At 40.4% G+C, this 13227-nt stretch carries 8 protein-coding genes; 1 reads left to right on the top strand and 7 read right to left on the bottom strand.

What is annotated here, in order from left to right; translation table 11 throughout:
* Positions 1 to 17: 17 nt before the first annotated feature.
* From ATS74_RS01230 to ATS74_RS01215, 4 genes are all read right to left on the bottom strand, one after another.
* A complete protein-coding gene (locus ATS74_RS01230) occupies positions 18 to 2660 on the bottom strand; it encodes a DUF2339 domain-containing protein (RefSeq protein WP_058547127.1) in 2643 nt (880 codons plus the stop codon).
* Between the two features lie 128 nt (positions 2661 to 2788).
* Positions 2789 to 4150, bottom strand: a complete 1362-nt coding sequence (locus ATS74_RS01225; protein ID WP_058547126.1) for a hypothetical protein — start codon at positions 4148 to 4150, stop codon at positions 2789 to 2791.
* Positions 4151 to 4309: 159 nt separating this feature from the next.
* Positions 4310 to 5278, bottom strand: a complete 969-nt coding sequence (locus ATS74_RS01220; protein WP_082660545.1) for a GGDEF domain-containing protein — start codon at positions 5276 to 5278, stop codon at positions 4310 to 4312.
* Positions 5279 to 5371: 93 nt separating this feature from the next.
* Complete coding sequence (locus ATS74_RS01215; protein WP_058547125.1) at positions 5372 to 5956, bottom strand: YqaA family protein; 585 nt, start codon at positions 5954 to 5956, stop codon at positions 5372 to 5374.
* A 187-nt stretch (positions 5957 to 6143) separates the two neighbouring features.
* On the opposite strand from ATS74_RS01215, the gene ATS74_RS01210 reads away from it, so the two are divergent.
* Complete coding sequence (locus ATS74_RS01210; RefSeq protein ID WP_058547124.1) at positions 6144 to 7379, top strand: TMEM143 family protein; 1236 nt, start codon at positions 6144 to 6146, stop codon at positions 7377 to 7379.
* A gap of 78 nt (positions 7380 to 7457) precedes the next feature.
* Here the strand turns inward: ATS74_RS01210 and ATS74_RS01205 are convergent, their stop codons facing one another.
* The 3 genes from ATS74_RS01205 to ATS74_RS01195 are packed head-to-tail and all read right to left on the bottom strand — an operon-like array spanning position 7458 to position 13122.
* On the bottom strand, positions 7458 to 10595 hold the full coding sequence (locus ATS74_RS01205; protein ID WP_058547123.1) for an efflux RND transporter permease subunit: 3138 nt from the start codon (positions 10593 to 10595) through the stop codon (positions 7458 to 7460).
* Positions 10596 to 10603: 8 nt separating this feature from the next.
* Positions 10604 to 11863: an efflux RND transporter periplasmic adaptor subunit gene (locus ATS74_RS01200; RefSeq protein ID WP_058547122.1), complete on the bottom strand. Its 1260-nt coding sequence runs from the start codon at positions 11861 to 11863 to the stop codon at positions 10604 to 10606.
* A complete protein-coding gene (locus ATS74_RS01195; protein ID WP_058547121.1) occupies positions 11860 to 13122 on the bottom strand; it encodes a TolC family protein in 1263 nt (420 codons plus the stop codon). Before ATS74_RS01195 ends, ATS74_RS01200 begins: the two co-directional genes overlap by 4 nt.
* Between the last annotated feature and the right edge of the window lie 105 nt (positions 13123 to 13227).

The raw sequence follows: 13227 nt of genomic DNA, 5'->3' as shown, positions 1-13227 counted from the left end.
TTTATAAAATATCAGTATTATATAACTTTTGAGCGGCTTCTAAGCTTTTGAAATAACCAACTTAAACCCACCAATGAGAGCCCTAAGCCAATAAACGAAAGCGCTTTTAACAGCCCCGTTAAATTAGCCATATCAATTAAAAACACTTTTACAATAACCGCAGCGAGTAACCCTAAGCCTATTTTTTGAATGAGTAACTGGTTTTTAAGGTGCCCTAATATAACTGTACCGGCGCCTAGTATTAGCCAAATAATAGAATAGCTATACAGCTCTGCGTTACTTGCCCCTTTTGATAGGTAAATATAAGGCCCTTGCCAGTATTGGCGAATAAAACTGTTAATAGCGATTAAGCCAAGTAAACCTGCAACTCCAAGTACAAACGGCGCTACCTTAGCGTTTATTGGTTTAATAAGTGAATATAACCAAATCGTTAAGCCTGCAGGTACTAACCAAAGCAAAAATAGCCAGTTAAATACAGGGAGCTCGCCAATATAAATAGAGCTTAATAGAGGGTTGTCATCGAGTAGTGTTTTAACTGAAATAAAGCCAGCTCCGCCAGCTAATACCCCCCCTGCAATTTGATAAAGCTTAGTTAAGCTCCCTGCTATACGTGCGCGATGTAAATAAACGCAGCCCAGAGCAAGCCAGTTACATGTAAGCAATATTTGCTCATAAAAACTAAGCGAGTCAAACTGTGGATAATGCCCAACAAGCTGATAACTTGTTTCTGTAGTAATAAATAGCGCTAAACAATGAAGAGCGGCCCCTTCTAACCATACTTTTAATTGCGATGACTTATAGCATTTAGCCGCAGCAAAAAATAATGCGGTACACAGCGGATAAACAATAATGCTCCAGTGCAAGCCAAATAATGTGAGAGCGTCGTAACTTGGTGTCCATGGCGCAAGCGTTAAGCGCAGTAATAAAGCAGCCACTAGCGCTTTAATTGGCCAATGCGGCATAGGCACATTAAAACGTTTTATAAGCACGCTAATTAACAGTACTTGAATAGCTAATGCAATGGTTAGACCGCTGTCGCTTAATAGCATGGTGATTGCTAAAGTAATATTAGCATTTGCCCCTACCCAATAGGTAAAACGTTGAAATAGCGTTGTATTATGTTGCGCACACTTAATTAAAATAGCCGCTACAACAAATAATACAAAAGCCCAAAGAGGGTAAGCTGTACTTAATGCGCTATTTGGAATAAGCGAATATAACGTACCTATCATCACAAAAACGCTAAACGCTGCACTAATATGAAACGCTAAACGTTTAATATATTTTTTACCAAAATAAAGCCCGTACGCCATAAAGCCAAAACCAAGCAATAAACCTAAGCCGTATTCGCTTTTAAATATAAATAATCCATCATCAAAAAAAGCTGATAAAGAATTCATTTGCTCTGCGCTTATAATCATTAAAATAGCGATAACCAGCGATAGCCCTTGCCATAAATCCCAGCGACTATTTTTAAGTACTAACAATAATAACAATCCAATGCTCAACACACCGATAGCTTGCCACTGTAAAGTGTAATAACTAATCGACATGGTAAAAATTAACGGGACTATAAAGGCGAGTAATAAGAGGTGATCGGGTAATACTTTTACAAGGCGCTTTAAAGAGTGCGGGCGATGTTCAATGCTTTTTAATTTTAAGCCTAAACGCGGCAAAGCAATCAAGCCAACAATACTAAGTAATGCAAAGGTTGCAAATAACCATGGTGTATTGCTTTTTAACTGTGTAATTAAAAATCCGACTAAATACCAGCCTATGTGCCCTGCCCATAATAAGTACCAAAGCCAAGCGCGCTGTACTTTTTGTGCAACCAATGATGCCGACAAACTAACAAAGCCCACATACATAAATAACGCTAATAAATTATTACTGCCGGTATTAACCCAAATAGGCACACTGTATGCGCCAATTATACCCAGTACAGCTAGCAAAGGTCCTAGCTTAAGCGCCATAGCACTGGCACTTATAGCAATGATTGCAAGTACAATAAATGCAGCTGTTGGGCTTATCATGCTGTAGGAGCTATAAGCTAAAAGTGTTAATGCAAAGCATGTAATAAAACCGCCGCTGGCAAGCGCTGCCGGTATATAGTTATTAAAGCCTTCAAAAATAATACGTTTGTAATGTAAGTAACTTGCCACTGCAATTAAGCTCAGCCCAAATACGCCACCTAAACTAAGCCTCGTTAGGGGTGATAAAAGCCCGGCTTCTAAACTGTACTTAGCTAAAAATATACCGCCGAAAGCAAGCGCTATTGCACCTATCCAGGTCATCCAGTTTTGCTCAAACCCAGTGCGTAATTTTTCAAACAATGTGGTAATAAATGAAGGCGTGGCTGGTTTAGCTTTTTTAGGCGCTGCCGGCTTTTGTTTTACCGCGCCAATGGGTGCACTTTGGATAGCTAAAGTTGGCTCAGTGTTTATAGCCATGGCCTGAGGTTCAGGATCAGGGTCTTTTACTTCACCCTGCACATTATTAAATGGCACTACTTTAGAGGCTTGTAATTTCGTTACTTTAGCTCTCAATACTGCAATTTCTTGCTTTAATCCGTTTAATTGTATTAATGCAATTAACCCACACAAAGCCCCTGCAGCAATAACTAGCATTGCTATAACTGCTAACCCAACTAAATCATCCATGGCATGCTCTTATTATTTATTATGCTATGAGTGTACCTAATTACTAATTAACAAGTAAATTTTGTTCAATAAAAAAGCCTAAACACATTATATGTTTAGGCTTTAACACTACTTAAAACTTAAATTAATTACTCAACGCTATCAGTAACGGTAAGGTTAAGTGTCATTTTGTAGCCTGATGCACTTGTTTCATCATGCTCTAAAATTAATATGTAGTTACCCTCTTGAGTAAAGTCCATATCGCTTTGCTGAATAAGTACAATTTGCTGGCCATTATCTTCGTATACGGCGTAAACAGTGTAAACTTCGTTATCAACAACTTGCTCTTCTTGGTCGTATTTATCTAGGCCATCTACAACATTACTTGTGTCGTCTACTGTTTCGCCATCAAGGGTAAAGTAAACGTCAATGTCTGATACTGTTTGTCCGGCGTAACTTTCGATTAAGTTAACTACCGATACGGTATGGCTGTAGCTACTTGGCGTTAGGTTTTCTTCAACGCTCATCATACGAAGGCCATTATCTGCATCGTTATAAAAAATACCAACAGCACTTTGCTCACGCTCAAGCGTCATTAAAAAGTTATCGGCAAGTTTAGTGCCTTCTTCGTCGTACATAGCAATGCTGTAACTATTAGGTGAAAGCTCAATGTAATTTGTGTAGGTATCGCTTGCTACTGTATCTGTTGTGTTTTCAGTAGTACCGCGGGTTGTTGTAAAACTCACTGGCGAGTAATCGTCAACTGTATTTATAAAACGTAACTGCCCTAAAGCTGATTGGTGCTTAAGCTCAGTCACGTAGTTATTATCAGTTACTACATCTAAAGTAATACCACCGTCTTCGGTTGCATAGCTTGGGCGGATCATTGCTACGTAGCTTGCTTCATCATAAAAGTACACTGACGATGACTCGTAAATAACATCAGTGCTTCCCGCTTTAGTAATATAAATTGTGTAGTAACCTTCATCTAAGCTTTGTAAGTCTAACTCACTTAAATACTGCTCTGATGAAAAAAGATTTGCGCTTTCAAATACGCCATCATCGGTTGCAAGGTAAACATCGTAGCTATTGTCTTCACCTGCGATGTTGTAAAAATCTAAGTTAAACTCACCGGTATCACTTGTTGTTGGCACGCTTAACTCTGTAAATGTAGGCTCGTCAAAATTGCCGCTCATTATTACTAACTGCGTTTTATCACCTTTAATTGATACTTCTTGTTCGCTAATAGTAATGTAGCTGTCGTTTGCATCTAGGTATTCAAAGCTTACATCGTAAGTACCAGTGCTGTAGTTATGGCGTGTAGTTACATCGGCAAAGTCGGTGCCAGAACGTTCTGTTTCTTCAACAAACAAACGTGTGTAAGGGCTATTGTATGAGCCATTATAAAGTTGAATATAACCGGTTGAGCTTGAGCTATCGCTACCGCCACAGCCAGCTAAAATAGATATTAAACTTATTGGTAAAGCAGCTTTAAGTAGAGTGTGAGTCATTAAGTTATTCCTTATTATTAAAATCACTATTATGACTCTATTGCAGCATTAAAATTTCATGGTTTACAAAGTATTACCCTCACTGACATTTCCTTACGTAATCGTTAAAAAGTGTAGCAAATGTGCAAATAATAAGGACGCTTTTTTACATTGTAAAAATCAGTTAGGTGCAATTTCAAAACGGTCTCGACCTGTTTGTTTAGCTACATATAGAGCTTGATCGGCACGTTTCATTACTTTATCAAAGGGCTCGTTAGGAGTTTGTTTTGCTACGCCAATACTTACTGTTAAGTGGCGAACATTTTTAACATTAATGCTGTGTGCAAGGTCTATTAATTGCTGACAAAAATCACTAACTTGCAGCATCTTACTTGTTGGTAAATAACCTCCGAACTCCTCACCGCCTAGGCGCGCAAACTGAGCATTATCTACAAATATATCATTGTATTTATTTGCTAACTGTTTAAGAATTATATCGCCCACATCGTGGCCAAACTCATCATTAATAGACTTAAAGTGGACTATATCAATAATTAAAATAACGTAAGGTGTTACCTCTGCACTTCTAACATGTCGGTAAAAGTAACGCCTGTTATGTACCTTAGTTAAATCATCAATAATTAGCTCACACGCTAATCGGTTATGAATAATTAGCTCACACGCTAATCGGTTATGAATAATTAGCTCACACGCTAATCGGTTATGAATACTTTGCACAAAACGCATTGTTTTAAATAAACCATAAGAGGTGAATAGCATACCCGATGTTCTGCATAAATCTTCAAAATAAACACTAACCCAAAAAGGCTGAACAACTAACTCATCAAGTACATCGGCAGTGGTGCCCATAGTCCAAAGCAATAAACCTAAAGTGGAGAACACATATGCTTGCCTAGATAGCTCAGAGCACTGAACCATCCAAAATAAAAATATAAGTACAATTAAGTTACTAAAATCGGTAGTAAATCCATATACGTTATTTTCTATATTTAAAGGCGGGAAAGTATTTAAAGCATACACCGTAAAAATAATCATGTAGAACAGCAAAGCCAAACTTACCGCTTTATTTACCCAGCTCATTTTATAAAAATTAGAAAGCTTAACGGTGAGCTTTACTGTTTCAATCATATTATTATGCTTTTATCTGTTTAATAAAAAACTATAGCATAATAATAAAACCCCGCATGGGCTTAAAACTCATGATAATACATATAAATGAGCCTAAATTACGGTACTGAGTCCCCATAATCCTAACACTAAAATAGTTATTGCAATCATTGCCTTTGTTTTGTGTTTACTGATAATTCGCTCTGCCTGATTACCCGCGTAATAAACGATGATTGCCAAACCAAAATATCTAATTGAACGAGCAATGCCTGCAGCCAGTAAAAATAACCAAATTGAATACTTTGTAGCGCCGGCAGCAAGCATCGCTATTTGAAACGGTATGGGCACAATGCCAAGGGTCATAACAAACCAAAAGCCTTGGTCCTGCATTCGCTGTTTAACATTTTCAAACTGCTCCGGGCTCGAAAACGTATTAATAACCCAATCGCCAATAGCATCAAATAAATAATAGCCAAGTGCATAACCAAACAAAGCACCAATAATACAGCCCACGGTCGCCATAAGGGCTATTAACCAAAGCTTTTCACGACGTGCCTGCATAAGGGGTACTAGCACAGCTTCAAGCGGAATAGGCACTATGGTTGACTCTAAAAACGACGCCACAGTAATACCCGTTAGCATGTGTTTAGAATCGATAAATTTACGTGTTTTTTCTTTTAATTTTTTTTGAATGGCCATGTGCAATCCTTTTAAAGGCGTTAGTAAATTTATATATGCTTTAATCATCACATAATTAGGTTAATACAGCCTGAAAATTTCACTACTACTGGCGTAACTTATTTATTATTAACAAATTAGCAATATTCATAAGAATATTTTATTATGTGCCAATGCAGTTAAATACCTACCAAAGCAGTTAAAATTTATGCAAAGTGCGCGTTTTATTCCCTTTCGAAAACGAGATATTGTTGATATGTGTAGTGATGAGTTAAATAACAGCTCTGAGCAAACGTCGTTTAAACAATTTTGTGATTTATTAGCAAGCCTTATCCATTACGATTACCACGCAACTCTTGAATCGCTTAAAAATAACTACGCCCCCTTTGATCCTAATAGCGATACACGCTCTTTAGCGCCGGTTTCTAATGATCAAAAAGCGCAGTGCCAACGTGAGTTTGCGCGCGATTTTGCCAAAGTACTCAACGCCGCTAACTTTGAAGTAATAACCAATCAAGATTTACAAGATGCACTAAACGAAGAATCACTTTTTAAAGTGCGCCTTGAGGTAGAGTTTGACGACTTTGAAGAAGTGGTTTTTTATCGCCGTGGCGAATCACAGCTCACTGAAACCATAACCAGCTTTTGGGGTCTTCGTAAAAAGCCCCTACACTTTACCAATTACGACCGCGTTGCGGTGTTTATTCGTTTTAAAGATAAAGCCCACTTTGACGCTAAAAATAAAACGCCTTTAGGGTTTGAGCCAAGCTCGACCATAGTTAAGCTGTTTCAAAATGTCCCAAAAGCCGACCTTGAAATGCTATTTCCTAATAGCGAAGTACGTATGCGCCCTATTGATAAAGTGATTATTGGCTCATCGGCTTTAATTGGCGGTGCAGTTGTTTTAATTACAAAGCTTGGCGCATCAATTTTATTATTATTTGCTTTGTTTGCTTTTTGGGGTGGCTTTAGAAGTGAAGCCGTAGAAATGACCCAGCAACACTTTATTACCTTTGCTATTGGCATGGGAGTATTTGGCAGCTTTATTTTTAAAGAGTGGAGTAAATTTAAAAACCGTAAAATTAAATTTATGAAAGCCCTAAGCGATAACCTTTACTTTAAAAACCTTGATAACAACGCGGGTGTTTTTCATACCCTTATAGACGCCGCCGAAGAAGAAGACGTAAAAGAAGCTCTGCTGGCCTATACGTTTTTACTGAAATCTAAAAATGGCTTAAGCGCACAAATGCTTGATGAGCAAATAGAGGCGTGGTTTAAAACAAAGTATAAGTGCGAGCTCGACTTTGAAATTAGCGATGCGCTTGAAAAGCTCACTCGGATGCGTTTAGTAACCTGCACTAACAATTTGTATAGTGCAATAAATTTAGATCATGCAAAAACTATTTTGGATGATCGCTGGGATAACCTGTTTCAATATAATTAATCTGCAATGTTTACCTAACAACAAAAAAGCAGCTGTAATTACAGCTGCTTTTTACATTACTTAACAAGATGCAATTAGCTAAGCAGCTTGATGCCTAGTAAATTTTGCATGCACTAATTTATAAAGCGCAGGCAGTATTAATAGCGTCAGTAAAGTTGATGAAATAATCCCACCAACCACAACCGTTGCCAGCGGCCTTTGTAGCTCAGCGCCGGTGCCTGTATTTAGAGCCATAGGAATAAACCCTAAACTCGCCACTAAAGCCGTCATTAGTACTGGTCGCAGACGCGAAAGCGCACCGGTTTGTATTGCATCTATCAAACAAAGCCCATCGGCTCTTAACTGCTTAATAAATGACAGCATAACCACGCCATTTAATACCGCTACACCACTTAGCGCGATAAACCCCACACCTGCAGATATTGATAACGGCATATCACGTAAAAGCAACGCAAGCACACCACCACTAAGCGCAAGTGGTACGCCGCTAAATATAATTAACGAATCACGAAGTGAATTAAACGCGCTGTAAAGCAGTCCAAATATAAGCAATAAAGTAACTGGCACCACCAGCGATAGCCGCTTACTTGCTGATTCTAGCTGTTCAAACGTGCCGCCATATTCAATCCAATAACCACTAGGTAAATTAAGCTGCGAATTTAAAGCTGTTTGCGCATCGCTTACAAAGCTTGCTAAATCGCGCCCCTCTACGTTTGCAGTTACTACAACATTACGCTTACCGCTTTCACGGTTTATTTGATTAGGCCCTTTATCAATACTAATATTTGCCACCTCGCCAAGCGGTACAAATGCAAGGTCGGGGTTAGCACTTTTTGGCACGGCCACTGGCAAACGCGCAAGCTGTGATACATCGCTTGACCAGCGTTCATCTAAACGCACTAATAACGAAAAGCGTTTATCACCTTCGTAAATAAGCCCAGTTTGCACACCGCCTACCGCAGCGCTTACACTTTGCTGTATGTCAGTTACTGTTAAACCTAACAGCGCCATGTGGTCGCGAAGCGGCGTAACCGAAAGCGTAGGCAGGCCTTCCATTTGCTCAAGGCGTACATCGGTTGCGCCAGTAATGCTTTGCACCAAGGCTGTGGCTTTTTCGCCATACTGTTTTAATGTTGATAAATCATCGCCGTAAATACGCACTGCCACATCGGCCCGCACGCCAGCTATTAACTCGTTAAAGCGCATTTCTATTGGTTGGGTAAACTCATAGTTGTTACCTGGTACTTCATTTACCAAATTGCGAATTTGCTTAACCAGTTCTTCTTTTCTTAAAGCGGGGTTAGGCCATTGCTCGCGCGGTTTTAACATTAAAAAGGTGTCGGCAACGTTAGGTGGCATAGGATCGTTTGCTACATCGGGCGTACCAATTTTTGAAAATACATTAGCCACCTCAGGCTTAACTAAAATGGCTTGCTCTAGCTCTTTTTGCATTTTTACCGATTGCTCAATACCGGTGCCGGTAATGCGCAGCGCATGCATAGCTATATCGCCCTCATCAAGCTGCGGTAAAAACTCAGCCCCCATATTTTTAACTTTAAAGCCAAGCGCAATTACAAGCACAGCCGCAATACTAACCACAACCCACGGTAGTTTTAGCGATAAACCAAGTAGCGGTTTATAACCTTTTTTAATACCGCGCATAACCGTATTTTCGCTCTCGCTTACCTTTCCTCGCACACATACTGCAATAGCAGCAGGTACAAAGGTAACGGCAAAAATAAGTGCCCCCACTAATGCAGCAACAACAGTAAATGCCATTGGCTGAAACATTTTCCCTTCAACCCCGCTTAGTGCAAACAGCGGTAAATACACCAGCATAATAATTAAAATGCCAAATACTGCTGGGCTGAACACTTCTTTAGTGGCGGCGGTTACCACATTTAAACGCTCGCTTAGTGTAAGTAGCCTGCCATGCTTATGTTGTGCAAGGCCAAGTTGCCTTAAGCAGTTTTCAACTACTATTACTGCGCCATCAACAATTAAACCAAAATCGATTGCGCCTAGACTCATTAAGTTACCCGACACCCTATTACCTACCATACCGGTAATGGCAAATAACATACTAAGCGGAATAACCATGGCCGTAATAAGCGCACCGGTTACATTACCTAATAACAGCAGTAAAATAACAATAACTAGCACAGCCCCTTCGAACAGGTTCGTTTTTACAGTGTCTATGGTTTTATCAACTAGGGTTGTTCTGTCGTACACAGGCTCAACCACTACACCTGCTGGTAGGCTAAGTTGTACATCTTTAAGTTTTTCAGCCATGGCTTTTGCCACTACGCGGCTGTTTTCACCAATGAGCATCATGGCGGTGCCGAGCACGGTTTCTTTACCGTTATAAGTAGCAGCGCCGGTTCTGAGCTCTTTACCTAGGCGCACATTTGCTACATCTTTAATGCGTACTGGTGCATCATCGCGCTTAGCAACCACGGTATTGGCTATATCATCAATGGTTTTTAATTGCCCTGGTGAGCGCACTAAATATTGCCCGTCAAAACGCTCTATAAATCCTGCGCCTTGGTTACTGTTATTTAATTTAAGTGCCGTAATTACATCGCTTAGCGTGAGCTTATAAGCGAGTAGCTTTTCAGGCATGGGCGCTACTTGGTACTGGCGCTCAAAACCCCCTTGGCTGTTTATTTCGGTAACGCCTTTTACTTTTAATAGCTGCGGGCGAATAACCCAATCTTGCAGGGTACGTAAATCTTCTGCATTAAATGGCGTACCATCATCTTTTAATGCACCGTTATTTGCATGCACAGAATAAGTAAAAATCTCCCCTAACCCGCTGGCAATTGGCCCTAAGTTTGGTTCAATATTGGCTGGTAGGTCTGAACGAATACTTTGAATGCGCTCTGATATTTGCTGGCGCGCCCAGTAAATATCGGTGCCTTCATTAAAAATAACGGTAACTTGCGAAAGCCCATAACGCGAAATTGAGCGGGTGTAATCAAGCCTAGGAATACCCGCCATTGCAGTTTCAATTAAATACGTAATACGCTGTTCGGCTTCAAGCGGGGTAAAACCCGGCGCTTTGGTATTTATTTGAACTTGCACATTAGTTATATCGGGTACGGCATCAACGGCTAAATTTTGTGTGTTGTATACGCCAAACACAGCAAATAAAAGTGTGAGTGCAAGCACCATCATGCGGCGCTTAACCGCAAACGAAACTATCCAGTTAATCATGTTGCCTCCTAGTGAGAGTGACTTGCGCCGCTTTTTAAAATATCGGCTTTAATTACGTAACTGTTTTGCGTTACGTACTCACTGTTTGGCGAAAGCCCTTCAAGCACTTCTACCCAATCGCTGTTTTTAGCACCGAGTTTTACTGGGCGTACTTCAAACACATTGCCACTTTTTATAAACACGCTAGGTTTGCCGTTAAATTCTTGAATAGCAATCGCTTTGACGCGTACAGCCGCATCTACTTTTGCAGTACTAATGTCGCTATTAACATGCATACCTGGTCGCCAATGGCCATCAGGGTTTTTAAGCTCGATTCGCGCACGTGCAATGTGCCCGCCACTCATCATTGGGGCTATGTAAAACACCTCACCTTGGGCATTTAAATGATGATGTAAGTCATACACTGTGGCGCTTTGCCCTATGGCAAGCTTTTCAATGTTATCGGGAAAGGCCGACAGCTCAACCCATACGGTTTCAAGGTTTACTATTTGCATTAGCGCGCTACTGGCAAGCTCGCCGCGCTTTAAATATTGCTCGGTAATAACGCCTGTAATTGGGCTTTTTATGGTGTAATTTTGCAGGGTTTCGCGGTTAGTTATACTGGCAAGCTTCTCGCCTTTTTTAACGTTTTGACCAATGCTTACAAAAATATCGTTAACTAAGCCGGTATAAGGCGCCATTACTTCAACGGTGCTCTGCGCAGTGGGTGCTATAACACCAAATAAAGTATCGGTTAGCTCAACGCTACCTGCTTTTGCAATGTCAGTTTTAATACCAGCGCGTTCAACTGCTTTCTCGCTTAGCGTTGTACGCCCTTCTTCTTGCTCATAATGATAATTTATTTCAGCGCCTCTATAGCGAGCCATTACATCAAGCTTAAAAGAATGCGGCTCGTTTACGCTCACGGTACTTACTAAATAGTCATCTTCAGCTTTAAAGCGAATAAGCTGTGGCGCTTCGCTTAAACGCTGCACGTTTACGGTTACGTCTAACTGATTTATATCAACGGCTTTATTGTTATTAAACCCATATATTCGCAGCTCGGTATTACCGGCAAACTCGGTTAATTTAAGTTCTAAATCAAGGGCGTTATTGGTTAGTAAAAATCCGCCATGCGGGCCTTTTTGTGTGTGTTCGTCTTTATGACCTTGTTCGTGGCTGTCACCATGACTTTCTTCGTGATTGTCGTCAGATGCCATAGCCGTGCTACTTAAAAATGGGAGTGTAAGTAATTGCGTAATTAATAATGCGATAAGAGTTTTATTCATGATTGATGAGTCTCAATTAAAGGTTGGCCAGTTAAACGCTCAAGGGTAAGCAGCACTTGGTATAGCTCGCTATGGGTGTTAATAAGTGCACGTTTAGAATCAAATAAAGCTTGCTGTGCGTCGAGTAACTGCAATACCGATATTTGCCCTTGTTGATAGCTTTTTAAACTTTGTTTTATGAGCGTTTGCGCTTGTGGAATAACGCGCTGTGTTAAAAGCTGTGCCTGTGTGCTTTTACCTTGGTAATACGCATAGAGCGTGCGTATTTGCTTACGTAACTGAATACGTAATTGCCCTTGTTGCTCATTAAGTAGCGCAAGTTGATGCTGCGCCGCCTCAATATTACCGCCATTAGCATTACTTAATTGCAGCGGCATTGAAAACGAAAACACTAACGAGCTGGCATCAGTTTGCTGGTTGTAACGCACACCACCACCAAGGGTTAAATCGCTTTGACCGCTAGAGCGTTGCAGCGCTAAATTAGCCGTTTGTTGCATATATTGCTGCTGTAGTAGTGCAAATTCTGGTGCTGTATTTACCGCAGCAAGTAGCGCGGCTTCACTTTTAATAGCAGCCATTTGTGAAAAATCGCCCGCATAGTAATCACTCACTTGCTCCTCTTGCCAAAGCTCATTGAGTGCTAAGCGAGAGCGCTCAAATTCACTTTGTAGCATGGCCGTATTTAAATCTACTTGACTTAATGCATAACGCATGCGGGTTACATCAGCACTTGAGACCGCACCGGCTTTAGCGCGTTTTTCAATTGCGTTGAGTGCCTGCTTAACAGTGTTTTTACGCTCACTGTTTAGTGCAATTAACGCCTGAAATTTTAATACTTGGTAATAACGCTCAGCGGTGGTTGCTAAAAGTGCTAACCGAGTATTTTTATACTCAATTGTTTGCGCTTTTATATTTGCAGTAGCGTAATTAATACGATTTTGGCCTTTATCGCCAAGCTCAATTAACTGGCTTAAAGCCAGCGTGTACTGCGCCCCCGAAAACGCATGAGAGCCATGAGTTCCTAAAAAGTTTTCAGCTTCAAAGCTCAGCTCAGGGTTAGGTGAAAGCGCGGCTTGGCTTTTAAGCGCGGTTAATATTTTTTGATGGTACGGGTAGCGTTTAAGCTGTAAGTTTTGCTGCTCAGTATTTTTAAGCGCTTGCTTTAGCGTTAATACGTTTTGAGGCTCGCTTTTTGCCAAAGCGTTCAGTGTTGGTAATGCACACAGTAGCGCTACCAGCATAAGTGGTTTTTTATTCATATAGCATATCCGTTTTAACAAACAGAGTTGGCTTAATCACTATGCCTGTTTTAAAAACAAGCGCAATTAAGCAACCTAAATATGTACATAATTAGCCTTGTAGCG

The sequence above is a fragment of the Pseudoalteromonas sp. H103 genome (genome assembly GCF_001469205.1).
Classification (GTDB): Bacteria; Pseudomonadota; Gammaproteobacteria; order Enterobacterales; family Alteromonadaceae; genus Pseudoalteromonas; species Pseudoalteromonas carrageenovora.
The sequence above is the reverse complement of the archived record's forward strand: the minus strand, read 5'-3'. Positions and strand labels throughout refer to the sequence as shown.